Source organism: Leclercia pneumoniae (assembly GCF_017348915.1).
Classification (GTDB): Bacteria; Pseudomonadota; Gammaproteobacteria; order Enterobacterales; family Enterobacteriaceae; genus Enterobacter; species Enterobacter pneumoniae.
Genome location: NZ_CP071383.1, coordinates 3,849,314 through 3,865,500 on the forward strand (window position 1 = coordinate 3,849,314; position 16,187 = coordinate 3,865,500).

13 protein-coding genes are annotated in these 16,187 nt (G+C 54.6%); 6 read left to right on the top strand and 7 right to left on the bottom strand.

Translation table 11 applies throughout. The features are described from left to right. Positions 1 to 50 precede the first annotated feature (50 nt). From yhdP to csrD, 7 genes are all read right to left on the bottom strand, one after another. Positions 51 to 3,851, bottom strand: coding sequence for an AsmA2 domain-containing protein YhdP (yhdP, locus tag JZ655_RS18665; RefSeq protein ID WP_207292487.1), 3,801 nt, complete (start codon positions 3,849 to 3,851; stop codon positions 51 to 53). A 45-nt stretch (positions 3,852 to 3,896) separates the two neighbouring features. After that, positions 3,897 to 5,366, bottom strand: a complete 1,470-nt coding sequence (gene rng / locus JZ655_RS18670; protein ID WP_040073831.1) for a ribonuclease G — start codon at positions 5,364 to 5,366, stop codon at positions 3,897 to 3,899. Next, on the bottom strand, positions 5,356 to 5,949 hold the full coding sequence (locus JZ655_RS18675) for a Maf family protein (protein ID WP_207292488.1): 594 nt from the start codon (positions 5,947 to 5,949) through the stop codon (positions 5,356 to 5,358). Before JZ655_RS18675 ends, rng begins: the two co-directional genes overlap by 11 nt. Positions 5,950 to 5,959: 10 nt before the next feature. Further along, positions 5,960 to 6,448 (bottom strand): rod shape-determining protein MreD, encoded by a 489-nt coding sequence (gene mreD, locus JZ655_RS18680; RefSeq protein WP_040073829.1) that lies wholly within the window; start codon positions 6,446 to 6,448, stop codon positions 5,960 to 5,962. Beyond that, positions 6,448 to 7,461: a rod shape-determining protein MreC gene (mreC, locus tag JZ655_RS18685; protein WP_040073828.1), complete on the bottom strand. Its 1,014-nt coding sequence runs from the start codon at positions 7,459 to 7,461 to the stop codon at positions 6,448 to 6,450. The genes mreD and mreC overlap by 1 nt, the downstream gene beginning before the upstream one ends. 61 nt (positions 7,462 to 7,522) lie before the next feature. Beyond that, entirely contained in the window at positions 7,523 to 8,566 is a 1,044-nt protein-coding gene (mreB, locus tag JZ655_RS18690) for a rod shape-determining protein MreB (protein WP_000913396.1), read from the bottom strand. Positions 8,567 to 8,848: 282 nt separating this feature from the next. Further along, on the bottom strand, positions 8,849 to 10,789 hold the full coding sequence (gene csrD / locus JZ655_RS18695) for an RNase E specificity factor CsrD (RefSeq protein ID WP_046885753.1): 1,941 nt from the start codon (positions 10,787 to 10,789) through the stop codon (positions 8,849 to 8,851). A 183-nt stretch (positions 10,790 to 10,972) separates the two neighbouring features. Between csrD and acuI the strand changes: the two genes are divergently transcribed. The 6 genes from acuI to accC all read left to right on the top strand — a co-directional run bounded on the left by acuI (position 10,973) and on the right by accC (position 16,161). Then, positions 10,973 to 11,947, top strand: a complete 975-nt coding sequence (gene acuI / locus JZ655_RS18700; RefSeq protein WP_207292489.1) for an acrylyl-CoA reductase (NADPH) — start codon at positions 10,973 to 10,975, stop codon at positions 11,945 to 11,947. Positions 11,948 to 12,024: 77 nt separating this feature from the next. Next, the gene (msrP, locus tag JZ655_RS18705; protein ID WP_040073825.1) at positions 12,025 to 13,026 is read left to right on the top strand and encodes a protein-methionine-sulfoxide reductase catalytic subunit MsrP; all 1,002 of its coding nucleotides are present in this window, start codon (positions 12,025 to 12,027) and stop codon (positions 13,024 to 13,026) included. Beyond that, on the top strand, positions 13,026 to 13,625 hold the full coding sequence (gene msrQ / locus JZ655_RS18710) for a protein-methionine-sulfoxide reductase heme-binding subunit MsrQ (protein ID WP_046885751.1): 600 nt from the start codon (positions 13,026 to 13,028) through the stop codon (positions 13,623 to 13,625). The genes msrP and msrQ overlap by 1 nt, the downstream gene beginning before the upstream one ends. 234 nt (positions 13,626 to 13,859) lie before the next feature. Beyond that, positions 13,860 to 14,312 (top strand): type II 3-dehydroquinate dehydratase, encoded by a 453-nt coding sequence (aroQ, locus tag JZ655_RS18715; RefSeq protein WP_006178857.1) that lies wholly within the window; start codon positions 13,860 to 13,862, stop codon positions 14,310 to 14,312. Between the two features lie 21 nt (positions 14,313 to 14,333). Next, positions 14,334 to 14,801: an acetyl-CoA carboxylase biotin carboxyl carrier protein gene (gene accB / locus JZ655_RS18720; RefSeq protein WP_207292490.1), complete on the top strand. Its 468-nt coding sequence runs from the start codon at positions 14,334 to 14,336 to the stop codon at positions 14,799 to 14,801. A 10-nt stretch (positions 14,802 to 14,811) separates the two neighbouring features. Further along, positions 14,812 to 16,161, top strand: a complete 1,350-nt coding sequence (gene accC, locus JZ655_RS18725; protein WP_006178859.1) for an acetyl-CoA carboxylase biotin carboxylase subunit — start codon at positions 14,812 to 14,814, stop codon at positions 16,159 to 16,161. Positions 16,162 to 16,187 lie beyond the last annotated feature (26 nt).

Here is a 16,187-nt window from a genome sequence, read left to right on the forward strand (position 1 = left end):
AATTAAGATCTTATCTATTGAGAGTGAGGCAATTAATTGCCCGCGTCAAATCATTGCTGTGCATCTTTGCGCGGCTGGCGCAGGACTTCATTGATCTGCGGTTTATCTACCGGGCCAGTGATGCGATAGCGCAGAATCGAGACCTTGTTCCACAGTGGTCCTAGCACCCTACTGGCAGCAAACACCGCAGCGCCCACAATCGGGTTAACCGCAAAGGCCGCCGCCACGCCGACGGTAGCGGAGATCTCCGGCGCGACAACCGCTTCCATATCCAGTTCGCGACGCACCAGGTTGACGGAGCCTTTCATAGCGATATCAGCTTCCAGCCCATCAACCAGGGTGTCGTCCGTATGCAGTACCCCGTCCTTGATCCAGGCGGTGCTACGAATGGCATCGTAGTAGAAGCCTTCATTAAAGGTATCGCTAAAGTCGAAGCGCAGCTTACGCAGCAGGGCATCAAAACTCAGCAGACGCAAAATTTGCCCGGCATGGCCGGTGCTTACGTCGGTAATATGGCCCTTTCCAAGCCGCGCTTTGATGATTCCGTTCAGCGAGGCCTCATCCGGCTGCCACGGCGGATTGCGCCAGTGCAGGTCATAATCGACATCAAAATTCGAATCGCGAACCGGTGTGGTGACCCCAAAGAAGCCTGCTGCGGCATCCAGCTTATTACCTTTCACCTGCCCTTTCAGCGAGGTACGTTGCTCGCTCGCACTGTTTACCCATTCACCGTTCACCGTCAAACGGCCAAAGCCAGTATCCAGCAGCCCGTCCGTCAGGGACAGGGTGTTGCCCTTAATGGCAAAATCGCCGTCGATGCGACCATATTTTTGTCCCCACAGCCAGCATTCAGCACAGCGCAGTTGAAGGTCAGGCAGGCCGGTAAAATCGATGCGTTTATTCGCCGCGAAGGGGATTGCGTTAGTGTCGTTACTGCCCGTCGGTGAGGCCGGGTTGAAATAGAGGTAGCGGATATCAGCCAGCCATGGGGCGGCATCTCGCATCGTTAGCGTCGCGTTGATTTCACGACCATGCGCCTCGACCGTCGATCCCGTCGCCGTCGGTCGGGAGACAATGCTCAGGTTGTTCCACTGCTGTCCGCCCAGCGCCAGCGAAGGGGTCCGAACGGTGATCTGCTCCGGGAATTGCGCGGCATCATCCACGTTTTTCCCTACCCCTTTTTGTAACAATCCAAGCCACTCGGCGCCATCCATCGCTGGCAAATTCAGTTCAACGCCCGGCTGATCCGGTAGCGGCGGGAGGGTGCGGCTATCGGAGGTCCAGATTGCCCGATCCAGCGTTAGCTTGCGATTCAGCAGCCAGCGGCTGTTGAAGTGGTTATTGGCACCGGCGTTGCCCGTCAGGGTAAAACTGTTAAGGTTGCCATCGACATTGATTTTAACCGGTAATGCTTCACCTGCGCTCTTGTTCAGCGGAGAAGGTAAGTGACTGCTTACATTCTTCAAATCGCTGGTGATATCTACCTTATATTTCGCGCTTCCACGGTACGGCAGATCAATTGCCACTTTCCCCTGCCACGGCAACGAGCCGTTCACCGCTTCACTAACCGGTTTTGGCAGCACATCCATACGGGCTGGCTGCCAGTTAGCATCCAGATTCACCGCGACCTGATACGCCTTTTCCCCCTCGGTGGTCGAAAAGTCGATAGTGACCGGCTGCTTAAACCAGCTTGCCGTCAGGGGTTCACTCTTTAGATTGCCATTCACAAAGCTGAACTGGCCACTCAGGTTATTGATGGTGCTATTGAGGGGTTTAATAAACAGATCGTTGTCGTGCAGATGCACGTCGCCTTCAGCGGTGGTCATTTCACCGTCGAGCGGAATATCCAGATGTAAGCGAGCATTCACATCACCATCAAGCTGGAGCTCATCCAGGGTCGTAGCCAGGGAATCCTTCAACGGAGTCTCTGCAAAATAGGGCCCAACGGCCTTACCCGGCCCGTTGATATCGGCATCAATCAGCAATTTTTCTTTTGAGTAATCGGGGATAACCGCCTTCAGGTTGCTGGCAGTCACGCCGCCCAGCGCCACGCTGTCGCTCTTCATCCACAGGCCGTCGTTGATGAAGTTGAGTTCGATATCGAGATTCTTTAGCGCCGGCCAGTCCGGCTGGAAGGCAAAGGTCGCGTTATGCAGCGGGACCAGCACCTGGAACTGGCCTTCATTATGTTTGTATGGGAACAGGTGCGGGTTACCGCCATAGACCAGGGTAGCGTTGTCCGCCTGGCCACCCTGAATCGCACCGCTCAGGTAATCCACCAGATCCTTGCCCATCAGGTTTTCAGGGAAATAGCGCCAGGCCTGCGCCCCATCATCCGTGCTAATACCCGCCAGAATGCCCAGCCAGGGTTCTTCGCCCTGAGGCTGCATATAACGGAAGTCGCCCCGGGCATGTACCGCTTTCGCTTTCACATCAATCTGGCGGCCATCCAGCTGGAACCCTTTTTCGTTCTTTAACCAGTTGAGCGTTGCGGTTCCTTTCTCAATCTCCAGCGGGGCGCGGAAGACCGTTTCATAAGGCATGACGGCATTATTCATCTGGCCGGTCAGACGGCCATCTTCAACGCTCCCTTCCAGGGTTCCGCTGAAATGTTCTGCCCCTGGCAGCAGCTTCCACTGTTTCCACGCGAGGTCGGTCCAGGCGATGTCGAAACGGGTTTTCTCGGTAGCCTGCAGAGGAATATCCAGCGCCAGCGAGTTAATGGCCCCGACCGGCTGTGTCGCCTGCCACACTTCCCCCAGAGCCGGTGAGAGTTTTGACGCCATTGAACGCAATCCTTCAAGCCCTTCCAGCTCGAGGTTACTGGCGCGAATACGCAACTCATCGCTGCGCTTGCTATTTTTGCCGCCGACTTCTTGTTCCGGGATCCACGCCAGCGCCAGCGCGCCACGCGGCCAGGGTTTATCATCCAGCGTGATGCGGGTATCAGGAATAGCAAACTGCCAGCCTTCGCCAGCGCGGGTAATATGCGCGGTGAGGTTATCCACCATAAGTCGATGCTGACGATCTTCACCCGGCCAGCTCGCGCCGCCCTGCTTCAGCCAGATGTCCCCACCGGCGATCTCGCCTTTACTGAGGGTCATCCAGCCTTCAATGCTGAACCGCGCCGTCTGCAACTGCATATCTTTCTGCAGCCATTCACCCAACCAGGGTTTAACATCTACGTCGTCAGCCTGCATCCACACTTTGCCATTGTTTAGCAGACCGCTGTCATCATCACGCAGGTCCATACGTACCTGCACGATCCCGTGCTGACCGTTCAGGCTGGAGAGGCTGACCTGTCCCTCGGCGCGATGGCGATCTTTACCGTTAAGCCAGGTCAGTTGCGGGATCGCCAGTTCGGCACGCTGGCCAGAGAGGGTAATAAAACTCACTTCACTGTCGCGCAGATCGAAATGATCGAACTGGCGTAAAAAGAGATCGCTAATACGGTTTGCTTCAAACCCACCGCTCTGTTTGTCATTACTTAACGGCGTATTGGTTACAAACTTCAGCTGATAAAAGGTGAGATCGCGAAACTGCCAGCGCAGGTGCAACAAGCTTTGCCAGACATCCAGAGCGAGGGTGACGCGGCTTATTTTCAGATAGCCGCCATCCTTCAGGCCGGCATTGATGTCATGAACGTCGAGGGTGGGGCCGAAGTTTTGCCAGCTGGCGTTGAGCTTACTGGCCTCAATCGGCATACCGGTCGCAGATCCCAGTTTAGCCAGCACCTGCGGGCGCCAGCTATCCAGATGCGGCAATACGAGACGCAGCCCGCTTACCAGCAGCGCGACAATCACAATCAGCGTTGCCCCTGTAAGCAATAAAATCCCCGGCAGTCGCCTCACGCGTCGCTCCTTGTCAGCCGTTCTCGTATCGCAGCAGCCTGCGTATTACATCATTACCACATCGAATTGCTCCGGGTTATAGAGCGGTTCGATTTGTACTTTCACCTGTTTGCCGACAAAAATTTCCACTTCTGCCAATGCGTGGGACTCTTCCCCTTTCAGGGCTTCTGCCACCGAAGGAGAAGCATAGACCAGGAAACGGTCGGAGTCGTAGGCATGATGCACGCGAACAATTTCACGCATGATTTCATAGCAGACCGTCTCGGTGGTCTTCACCGTGCCACGGCCGTGGCACGTCGGACACTCATTACAGAGCACGTGCTCCACGCTTTCGCGGGTGCGTTTGCGGGTCATCTCCACCAGCCCCAGCTGCGAGAAGCCGTTAATACTGGTTTTAACGCGATCTTTACTGAGCGCCTGCTCCAGTGAATGCAGCACGCGGCGACGGTGGTCTTCATTACTCATATCGATAAAATCGATGATGATAATGCCGCCAAGATTACGCAGACGCAGCTGACGGGCGATAGCCTGGGTTGCTTCTATATTGGTATTGAAGATGGTGTCATCAAGATTTCGGTGGCCTACAAAGGCACCGGTATTGATATCCACCGTCGTCATGGCTTCGGTCTGGTCAATAATCAAATAACCGCCGGACTTCAGTTCCACTTTACGCTCCAGCGCGCGCTGGATCTCGTTCTCCACGTCGAACAGATCGAAGATCGGCTGCTTGCCGACATAGTGTTCCAGCAGACCCGGCATTTCAGGAATGTACTCGCTGGTAAATTCCAGCAAGGCTTCATAGGTCAGACGGGAGTCGACGCGGATGCGGTCAAGCTGAGCGTCGGCGAAGTCGCGCAGAACGCGCTGAGCCAGCGCCAGCTCGCCATACAGTTGATAGCGCGTCTGGTTGCGTTTTTTACGCTCCATCACCTTGGTCCAGACGCGTTTCAGGTAGGCCGCGTCCGAGGCCAGATCGTCTTCGCTAATCCCTTCTGCGGCGGTACGAATGATAAAACCGCCCTGCTCGTCGCAATAGGCACTAACGACCTTTTTCAGGCGTTCGCGTTCGGTTTCGCTCTCAATGCGCTGGGAAACCCCAACGTGAGACGCACCGGGCATAAAGACCAGATAACGGGAAGGCAGCGTAATGTCGGTTGTTAAACGCGCACCTTTGGTACCGAGGGGATCTTTCACCACCTGCACCATCAGATCCTGCCCCTGACGAACCAGCTCCGAGATATCGCGTACGGTAAACTGTTTTTGCTCTTCACCCGCCACGCATTCGGTGTGCGGCATGATGTCAGAAGCATGAAGGAATGCGGCCTTATCCAGACCAATATCTACAAATGCCGCCTGCATACCCGGTAGCACACGACTCACACGACCTTTGTAGATATTGCCTACGATTCCGCGTCGCGCTTCACGCTCAATATGGATTTCCTGCAGAATGCCGCCATCAATATAAGCGACACGCGTTTCCGATGGCGTTACGTTTACCAACAATTCAGCCGTCATAATTATCTCTTCTCTCACGCAGTGAGTTAAAATTGCTCAGCAACTCATACGTTTCCACCAGCGGTAAGCCGACTACGGCGTGATAGCTGCCATTTATCTTCCTGACAAAACAGCTACCCAACCCTTGAATACCGTATGCACCTGCTTTATCCATAGGTTCACCGCTGTCGATGTAAGCGGTAATGTCTTCTTCGGTGAGCACTCTGAACGTAACATCGGTAACGACCAGGCAATCCAGTACGTGCTGGCTGTCAGCGATGGCAACGGCGGTCATGACCTGATGCGTATGCCCGGACAATTTGCGCAGCATGGTCGCCGCATGAGCGCCATCGCGCGGTTTCTCAAGGACTTCACCATTAAGGATAACGATGGTATCTGCGCCCAGTACGGGTAAATCATGCGGCGTTTGCGCCACGCCTGCCTGTGCCTTCTCTCGCGCCAGGCGGGAAACATACTGTTGAGCGCTTTCGCCACTGGCCCGGACTTCTTCAATGCCGGTGACGATGCGTTCAAACGTTACGCCCAACTGGGTCAGCAATTCCTGACGGCGAGGTGAGCCGGAAGCGAGATACAAAGACGTCATAGAAACCTTTTTATTGCACGGCAAACTGCTGGCGAATTTTACGCATCAGCAGGAATAACCATGGCCAGAGGACACCGTTTACTACACTACTCCAGAACACTTCAGGTCGGAAAGAGACGTTGATCACTAAAAACTCTGCCCAGAAAACAATGATATCCGCAGCAAGAGATAACAACATCACCACCAGCGCCTGTTGCCAGAGCGCCAGATTGCGAAAAAGCTGGAATTTTAGTGCGACCAGATAAGCAATGATGCTCATGGACAAAGCGCGCACGCCAAGCGTAGAGCCACTGATGAGATCCAGTATGGCACCCATCACGAATCCCGTGCCCACATTTACGCGGTGCGGGAGCGCCAGAATCCAGTACAACAGAATAAGCAGTACCCAATTTGGCCGGAAGACAAGAATGTCGTCCGGCCAGGGCATAACTTGCAGTAGCAGTGCGACTAAAAACGAGAGCCAGATAACCCAGCGTCCCTGGCTACGATAACTTGCCACTATTGCCCTCCCGGGGAGCGCTGCGGTGGCGGCGTAGCAGGCTGAGGCTGGGTTAGCCCCGTCGCTGGCGCCGGAACGGGCGCCGGTGGCCCCATCGCGTCAGGTGATGGTAACACCTGCGGCATCATCTGCATCAGACGTTCATTTGCTACACGGTGCACATCTTCCGGCGTCATTGGGTTACTGCCGTTGCGATCTGCGCCCCAGAGCAATAACAGATAACGCAGACGCTGCAGACCGGCCGTTGGACGAGCCTGAATCACGGTATAGGCGCGCTGAGTATCCAGCCTCACAGAGGAGACCACACCCACAGGATAACCTTCCGGGAAACGCCCCCCCAGACCCGATGTCACCAGTACATCACCCACCCGAATGTCGGTGTTAGCAGGCAGATGCTCCAGTTGCAGATCATCAGTACAACCGTTGCCGGCAGCAATCACGCGTATATCGTTACGTAATACCTGAATCGGCAATGCATGCGTTGCATCGCAAATCAATAAAACGCGGCTGGTCAGCTTAGCAACGGCGACCACCTGCCCTACAACGCCTTTATCGCTGATAACCGGCTGGCCTTCGTAAACACCGTTTACGCTGCCTTTGTCGATGACCACCTGATCGCTATAGGGATCGTTAACGGTCGAGATGACCTGGGTAACCATTTTCTGCTCATCCTGACGCAGCGGCGATCCTAACAGCTCACGCAGACGGGCATTTTCCTGACGATACTGGCCCAGCATCAGCAGTTCGCTGTTTTTCAGCAGCAACTCCTGGCGTAATGCACGGTTTTCAAGTTCGAGCTGGTCGCGCGATGACAACGTCTGGGAGACGCTATCCAGCAATTCACGGGGACCATTTGATATAAAGTAGAAAGGACTGACGGCGGTATCCATGTACGTTCGGATCTGGCTGAACGTACCGAGGCGGCTATCGGCGATAATGACGCCGAGCGCCACCAGCAACGCCAAAATCAGGCGAAACTGTAGCGACGGGCCACGGCTAAAAATTGGCTTCATAGGCTATGCGTACTCTCGCGTCAGAGAGAAAGGGTAGCATCCGCTACCCTTTCACTTCCGACTACTCTTCGCTGAACAAGTCGCCGCCGTGCATGTCGATCATCTCCAGCGCCTTGCCGCCGCCACGGGCTACGCAAGTCAGTGGATCTTCTGCAACTACGACAGGAATACCTGTCTCTTCCATCAACAGGCGGTCGAGGTTACGCAGCAGCGCACCACCACCAGTCAGAACCATACCGCGCTCGGAGATATCGGAAGCCAGTTCCGGCGGGCACTGTTCCAGGGCAACCATCACGGCGCTGACGATACCGGTCAATGGCTCCTGCAGCGCTTCGAGGATTTCGTTGGAGTTCAGGGTAAAGCCGCGTGGAACGCCTTCAGCCAGGTTACGTCCGCGAACTTCGATTTCACGCACTTCGTCGCCCGGATAGGCAGAACCGATTTCGTGCTTGATACGCTCTGCGGTCGCTTCACCGATCAGAGAGCCGTAGTTACGGCGCACATAATTAATGATGGCTTCGTCGAAACGGTCACCGCCGATACGTACGGAGGAGGAGTAGACCACGCCGTTCAGGGAGATAACGGCGACTTCAGTGGTACCACCACCGATATCTACAACCATGGAACCGGTGGCTTCGGAAACCGGCAGACCCGCGCCAATTGCGGCAGCCATCGGCTCTTCAATCAGGAAGACTTCACGCGCACCGGCGCCCTGAGCGGATTCACGAATAGCACGACGCTCTACCTGGGTAGCACCTACCGGCACGCACACCAGAACGCGCGGGCTTGGACGCATGAAGCTATTGCTATGCACCTGCTTAATGAAGTGCTGAAGCATTTTTTCGGTCACGAAGAAGTCAGCGATAACGCCGTCTTTCATCGGGCGAATAGCTGCGATGTTACCTGGGGTACGACCAAGCATCTGCTTAGCGTCATGACCAACGGCCGCCACGCTTTTCGGTGAACCAGCACGATCCTGACGAATGGCCACAACGGAAGGCTCATTCAGTACGATGCCTTGTCCTTTTACATAGATAAGGGTATTCGCGGTACCCAGGTCAATGGACAGGTCATTGGAAAACATGCCACGAAATTTTTTCAACATACTAAGGGATAATCCTGAAAGCTGGGGCGGAAAACAAAATCCGCTTACTTTACCAACCACGCGCAGCAGCGACAAGGCGCAAAAATCATCTGCTACGGTGAAAATTAGTGCAGTACGTTTCCTTTGTTACAAATCGACACCTGACTCCCTCAGGGCTGAATCAACAGCAGTGTTCCTCACACTTTCATTTGTAACCAGTCAAAGGTCGTTCACTGTCTTTTTTGCTCGTCATACTCAAGCTACAGGCGCGATATTCTACGTGAAAACAAATTAAACGGCAGGTTAAACAGAGTATCTTTGCGAATATTTTTTCACATTGCTGTCAAGCGGCTGAGAGGCAGCAAAAAAATCCCCCTGACCGCCTGACACGCCGCGCTCTGTCAACGTCTGCCATTCACTTCTGCTGCGCACGCCAGTGGCAAATACTTGCGTCTGTGTCCCTTTGCACGCTTCCACCAGACTCTGCACCAGCAGCTGGTTTTCCGTGCGCTTTTCAATGTTCCGAACCAGACCCGGATGGAGCTTTAACAGTGCCACTTCAAGGGTCTTGATCCAACTGGTACTGACCAACGTTAAACCCGCCTGGGTTACCGCCACGCGAGCGCCAAGCGCAGTGATCAAACGTACTATCGCTTGTAACCGGCTGATATGTTGACAGACATCTGCCTCTGCAAGTTCAAAAATAATCCGTTTTCGCTGTGATTTTTCACACTGCATCAAAACATCACGCAGCCAGCGCTGAAAACGCGGGCGAATCAGCGATTCAACGGTTATCTGGATCGCCAGATTTTCTTCCGGCCAGAAAGATAAAAAAGGCATCAGGCGCGTGATTTGCTGGCGGTCGTACTCTTCCGACAGCCCAAACTGGAGGATCATCGGCAGGTACTCCGCCGAGACCACCTCTTCGTTGCCATCAAAAATACGGCACAGCAGTTCACGATGATGGACCATGCCATCTTTTGTAACCGCCGGTTTCTGATAAATACGCGGCCCACCGCGGTTCAGAGTCTGCTCAATCAGGGTACGCCAGCGCACGTTGCCGCGCCCCTTCTCCGGCAGGGAGTCGTCGTACACGGCCCAACCGTTGGCGCCCTGCAGCACCGCGTTACGGGTAGCGGCTTCGGCGTGTTCCATTACTTGCTCCGTCGTCTGCCCGCCACGCCAGGCGCAGATGCCAATATGCACCATATCATCGCGATCGAGCATTTTCGTAGGCGGCAGGGCATCCACGGTTTTAAGCAGCAGGCTGGCAATACTTTCGGATTCTTTCAACGTGCGATGGGGAAGCAACACTGCATAATCACTGCGATGATAGCGGGCCAGTAACGCGCCCGGGTAACGCATAATAAATGTTGAGAGCAGATTAATAAGGGTAAACAGATGCTCTTCTGCGACCGTACGTCCCCAGTTATCTTTCATCAGATCAAAGTCTGGTAGGCGAACTAACATAACCACGCCGTGGGAGCCCACTTTCTCCTGGTCTTCCAGCAGCGTGGCCAACTGGTTATCAAAGAAGAGACGATTATTGAGACCGGTTTTGTTGTCCTGCGCGGCATAAGAGCGAATCAGGGTGTCCATGCGACTGCGCTGATCGCTGGCAAACTGGATTTCAGAGAGCAGGACATCGAGCGCGCTGCTGGTACGGGATGGCCATTCATAGACTGACCCGCGAACCTGTGCCCCCCGCTCTCCGTTCAGAATACGCGCCGAACGCGATTCAAGTAACTCCTGCCCGTTGAGCTGGCGGCGCAGCCAGCGCACGGCCAACAGGAGTAACAACGCGATAAAGGCAACGGCGAGGGTGAGTGGCGCGGTGGTCATCAGCGAGTGGAGGTAGTTGTTCATCGGATCCTGATATACCAGTCTGAGGGTCATACCCGGATTTTTCAGCGAATGGATATCCTGTTCGCGATACTGCATCTGTATGCCTGCAGAGTGGTATACCCCGGTGCGCTGATGGCGAAAGACCGTCTCTCTGCCCTGCTTTATCTCAATGCTGACGATGTCCGTTGGTGCCATCAGTTCGTCAAGCTGGCCGGAGAGCTGGGAAAACGACGTGCTGACAAGTCGTGTATCAATGACCGAGGCCACGGCCTGCACGCGGTTGACCAGTTTGTCCTGAACGGCGTTATAGAAGCTCAGTGAACAGCCAATCAGAATGACGAAAATGGTCATGCCGGTCAGCAAGGTGATAAAAGCGGAGAACTTCGTCGATAATCGCATCCTTGAGATTACTCCGTGAGTGAATGAGGATAGCGAGTGAGCGCTAACTCGCTTTAAACAGCGGCATACTACCAAACCTGGTGTTTCTGGCAATTTATTGCGTTAAATCGGCATCGCGTTTCACTGTGCGAGTATAGTCTTCAGAAATTATTCTCCCATCATCATGCTTAGTAAGGAACCTGTATGCAGGCTTTGATCTTAGAACAGCAGGACGGCAAAACGCTTGCCACAGTGCAAGCCATCGAAGAGAGCCGACTGCCTGAAGGCGACGTGACCGTTGATATTGACTGGTCGAGCCTGAACTACAAAGACGCGCTCGCCATTACTGGCGCGGGTAAAATTATCCGAAACTTCCCCATGGTTCCGGGTATCGACTTTGCGGGTCGCGTTCATACCAGTGAAGATCCTCGCTTCCATGCCGGGCAGCAGGTGCTGCTGACCGGCTGGGGCGTCGGCGAAAATCACTGGGGTGGCCTCGCCGCTCAGGCTCGCGTGAAGGGCGACTGGCTGGTTCCTATGCCGAAAGGCCTTGATGGCCGTAAAGCCATGATCATCGGCACCGCCGGCTTCACCGCCATGCTCTGCGTTATGGCGCTCGAAGAGGCGGGTGTTACGCCGCAATCGGGCGAAATCGTGGTGACCGGCGCCAGCGGCGGCGTAGGGAGCACCGCGGTCGCGCTGTTACATAAGCTCGGCTATCAGGTCGCGGCGGTCTCTGGTCGCGAAAGCACCCATGATTATCTGCGCAAGCTGGGGGCAAGCCGCATTCTGGGCCGCGACGAATTCGCTGAAACCCGTCCGCTGGAAAAACAGCTCTGGGCCGGTGCGGTGGATACCGTCGGCGATAAAGTGCTGGCGAAAGTGCTGGCTCAGATGAACTACGGCGGCTGCGTGGCGGCCTGCGGTCTGGCGGGCGGCTTTGCACTGCCCACCACGGTGATGCCATTTATTCTGCGCAACGTGCGTTTGCAGGGGGTAGATTCCGTTATGACGCCCGCCGCTCGCCGTACCGAAGCATGGACGCGGCTGGTTCGCGATTTGCCGGAAGCGTTCTTTGCCCAGAGTGCAACCCAGATTGGCCTCGAGCAGGCGGCAGAATATGCTGCGAAGATTATCGCCAACCAGGCCCAGGGTCGTACGCTGGTTAAAATCGCCTAATCTTCAATTTTTCGTGACATATTCGCATTAACCTCACTCCTCCGTCATGCTTACCTCATCGCATGACGGAGGATGCCATGAAAATGAAAAAACTGACGGAAGCCGATGTAACTGCTGAATCGGCTTTTATGCTCCAGCGCCGCCAGATCCTGAAAATGCTTGGCATCAGCGCCACTGCACTCACCCTTACCCCCTCGGCTCACGCCGATCTGCTCGACTGGTTCAAAGGCAATGATCGTCCGAAAGCCCCTGCCGGTAAGCCACTGACGTTCTCCAGACCCGATCAATGGCAGAGCAAACTGGCCCTGACGCCGGAAGATAAGGTCACCGGCTATAACAACTTCTATGAGTTTGGCCTGGATAAGGCCGATCCTGCGGCCAATGCCGGCAGTATGAAGACCGATCCCTGGACGTTAACTATCGACGGTGAAGTCGCGAAACCTTTAACGCTGGATCACCATGACCTCACCACCCGCTTTCCGCTGGAGGAGCGCATCTATCGTATGCGTTGCGTAGAAGCCTGGTCGATGGTGGTGCCGTGGATCGGTTTTCCGCTTCACAAACTGCTGGCGATGGTAGAGCCGACCAGCAATGCAAAATATGTCGCCTTCCAGACGCTTTACTCCCCTGAGCAGATGCCTGGCCAAAAAGATCGTTTTATCGGCGGCGGGCTGCAGTATCCCTATGTAGAGGGCCTGCGTCTTGACGAAGCGATGCATCCTCTCACGCTGTTGACCGTTGGGGTATATGGCAAAGCGCTGCCCCCGCAAAATGGTGCCCCTGTTCGCCTGACCGTGCCGTGGAAGTATGGATTTAAAGGGATTAAATCTATCGTCAGCATTAAGCTGACCCGTGAACGTCCGCCGACCACCTGGAACCTCGCCGCGTCCGATGAATATGGGTTTTATGCCAACGTGAACCCGCATGTGGACCACCCTCGCTGGTCGCAGGCTACTGAACGTTTTATCGGCTCCGGCGGTGCGCTGGATGTGAAACGCCAGCCTACGCTGCTTTTCAATGGCTATGCCGATCAGGTGGCATCGCTCTATCGCGGCCTCGATCTCCGGGAGAATTTCTAGTGCGGCTGACGGCAAAACAGATTACCTGGCTGAAGGTCGCCCTGCATCTTGCCGGAGCGCTTCCTTTTATATGGCTGTTCTGGGCAGTGAATGCTGGCGCGTTCAGCGCCGACCCGGCGAAAGATATCCAGCATTTTACGGGTAGGATGGCTCTGAAATTTTTACTGGCAACCTTGCTGGTCTCACCGCTGGCGCGTTACGCTAAACAGCCATTATTGATACGCACCCGTCGTCTGTTAGGGCTATGGTGTTTTGCCTGGGCGACAATCCATCTCACCAGCTATGCGCTGCTTGAGCTGGGGATTAACAATTTGTCGCTACTGGGCCGCGAACTGGTGACGCGCCCTTACCTGACGCTGGGCATTGTAAGCTGGCTGATTCTGCTGGCGCTGACGCTCACCTCGACGCAGTATGCCCAGCGAAAACTGGGCCGACGGTGGCAGTATCTGCACAACTTCGTCTATCTTGTTGCGATCCTCGCCCCCATTCATTACCTGTGGTCGGTGAAAATTCTCTCGCCGCAGCCAATCATCTATGCGTTGCTGGCGTTGGGCCTGCTGGCGTGGCGTTATAAGAAGTTCCGCCAGTGGTTGCGATAGTTCGCGAAACTGTGCGTTTTCCCGCAGAATACTTATCATCCGTGAATCTTTTTGGGTTTGCGGTTGATAATCTTCCCTGATAAGACCAGTATTTAGCTGCCAAATGCTACGAAATCGTTATAATGTGCGACTTTGGTTTTCCTGACAGAGGTTTTGGGCCTCTGAAAGGGTGACAATCGCGCATCGAAGGTATATTTTGTTTTTTACCCGAGATTCGCAGGAGATAGCGGCATAATGGCTGGTAAATTTCAAATCTTAGTTCTTAACGGACCGAACCTGAACATGCTCGGAACCCGTGAGCCAGAGAAGTATGGCACGCTAACATTGAGTGAAATTGTTAACCGTCTGGGTACGGAAGCAGCGTCATTAGATGTGGATTTGGACCATTTTCAGTCAAATGCGGAGTACGCAATCATCGACCGTATTCATCAGGCTAAAGACAATGTGGACTATATCCTGATCAATCCGGCCGCGTTTACGCACACCAGTGTTGCTATCCGCGACGCACTGCTTGCGGTGAGTATCCCGTTTATCGAGATCCATCTGAGTAACGTGCATGCCCGAGAACCGTTCCGCCACCATTCCTACCTGTCGGATATCGCCGCAGGCGTTATCTGTGGACTGGGTGCAGACGGTTATTCATACGCTTTACAGACAGCGGTAAAACGCCTGTCACAATCACACTAAACAAGAGTACGGAACCCACTCATGGATATTCGTAAGATTAAAAAACTGATCGAGCTGGTTGAAGAATCAGGCATCTCCGAACTGGAAATTTCTGAAGGCGAAGAGTCTGTACGCATCAGCCGTTCAGCCCCAGCCGCTAGCTTCCCGGTAATGCAGCAAGCTTATGCAGCACCAATGATGCAGCAGCAGCCTGCGCTTGCCTCAGCCGTTGCGCCAGCAGCAGAAGCTGCACCTGCCGCAGCCGCAGAAATCAGTGGTCACATCGTACGTTCCCCAATGGTTGGTACTTTCTACCGCACCCCGAGCCCGGACGCGAAAGCGTTCATCGAAGTGGGTCAGAAAGTCAATGCTGGCGATACCCTGTGCATCGTCGAAGCCATGAAAATGATGAACCAGATCGAAGCAGACAAGTCAGGTACTGTGAAAGCGATTCTGGTCGAAAGTGGTCAGCCGGTAGAATTTGACGAGCCGCTGGTCGTCATCGAGTAACGAGGCGAACATGCTGGATAAAATTGTTATCGCCAACCGTGGCGAGATTGCACTGCGTATTCTTCGTGCCTGTAAAGAACTGGGCATCAAGACCGTGGCCGTGCACTCAAGCGCGGATCGCGATTTAAAACACGTATTGCTGGCGGATGAGACGGTCTGTATTGGTCCGGCTCCGTCCGTAAAAAGCTATCTGAACATCCCGGCTATCATCAGCGCCGCTGAAATCACCGGCGCGGTGGCAATTCATCCGGGTTACGGCTTCCTCTCTGAGAACGCCAACTTTGCCGAGCAGGTTGAACGCTCTGGCTTTATCTTCATCGGCCCGAAAGCCGACACCATTCGTCTGATGGGCGACAAAGTGTCTGCGATTACCGCAATGAAGAAAGCCGGTGTTCCAACTGTACCAGGCTCCGACGGCCCTCTGGGCGACGATATGGATGTTAACCGTGCCCATGCAAAACGCATTGGCTACCCGGTAATCATCAAGGCGTCCGGCGGCGGCGGCGGTCGTGGTATGCGCGTTGTGCGCAGCGATGCAGAACTGGCCCAGTCCATTGCCATGACAAAAGCGGAAGCGAAAGCGGCTTTCAGCAATGACATGGTTTACATGGAAAAGTACCTGGAAAACCCACGCCACATCGAAATTCAGGTGTTGGCTGACGGTCAGGGTAACGCCATCTATCTGGCAGAACGCGACTGCTCCATGCAGCGTCGTCACCAGAAAGTGGTCGAAGAAGCACCAGCGCCGGGCATTACTCCGGAACTGCGTCGCTACATCGGCGAGCGTTGCTCCAAGGCCTGTGTGGATATCGGCTATCGCGGCGCGGGTACTTTCGAGTTCCTGTTCGAAAACGGCGAGTTCTACTTCATTGAGATGAACACCCGTATTCAGGTTGAACACCCGGTTACCGAAATGATCACCGGCGTTGACCTGATCAAAGAGCAGCTGCGTATCGCTGCCGGCCAGCCTCTGTCCATCAAACAGGACGAAGTTGTGGTCAAAGGCCATGCGGTAGAATGCCGTATCAACGCCGAAGACCCGAACACCTTCCTGCCAAGCCCGGGTAAAATCACGCGTTTCCACGCGCCGGGTGGCTTTGGTGTGCGCTGGGAGTCTCATATTTACGCCGGTTACACCGTACCGCCGTACTATGACTCAATGATCGGTAAACTCATCTGCTACGGCGAGAACCGTGACGTGGCGATTGCCCGCATGAAGAACGCCCTGCAGGAACTGATCATCGACGGTATCAAAACCAACGTTGATCTGCAGATGCGCATCATGAGCGACGAGCACTTCCAGAATGGTGGGACTAACATCCACTATCTGGAGAAGAAACTCGGTCTGAACGAGAAGTAAGTTTGCAGCAACGCGAAAAGGCCGGT

What these genes read in the sequence shown, in the direction of transcription:
- accC (WP_006178859.1), top strand. Translation starts at nt 14,812, where the DNA reads ATGCTGGATAAAATTGTTATCGCCAACCGTGGCGAGATTGCACTGCGT.
- csrD (WP_046885753.1), bottom strand. Translation starts at nt 10,789, where the DNA reads ATGCGATTATCGACGAAGTTCTCCGCTTTTATCACCTTGCTGACCGGC.
- aroQ (WP_006178857.1), top strand. Translation starts at nt 13,860, where the DNA reads ATGGCTGGTAAATTTCAAATCTTAGTTCTTAACGGACCGAACCTGAAC.
- JZ655_RS18675 (WP_207292488.1), bottom strand. Translation starts at nt 5,949, where the DNA reads ATGACGTCTTTGTATCTCGCTTCCGGCTCACCTCGCCGTCAGGAATTG.
- mreC (WP_040073828.1), bottom strand. Translation starts at nt 7,461, where the DNA reads ATGAAGCCAATTTTTAGCCGTGGCCCGTCGCTACAGTTTCGCCTGATT.
- mreB (WP_000913396.1), bottom strand. Translation starts at nt 8,566, where the DNA reads ATGTTGAAAAAATTTCGTGGCATGTTTTCCAATGACCTGTCCATTGAC.
- acuI (WP_207292489.1), top strand. Translation starts at nt 10,973, where the DNA reads ATGCAGGCTTTGATCTTAGAACAGCAGGACGGCAAAACGCTTGCCACA.
- msrP (WP_040073825.1), top strand. Translation starts at nt 12,025, where the DNA reads ATGAAAATGAAAAAACTGACGGAAGCCGATGTAACTGCTGAATCGGCT.
- accB (WP_207292490.1), top strand. Translation starts at nt 14,334, where the DNA reads ATGGATATTCGTAAGATTAAAAAACTGATCGAGCTGGTTGAAGAATCA.
- rng (WP_040073831.1), bottom strand. Translation starts at nt 5,366, where the DNA reads ATGACGGCTGAATTGTTGGTAAACGTAACGCCATCGGAAACGCGTGTC.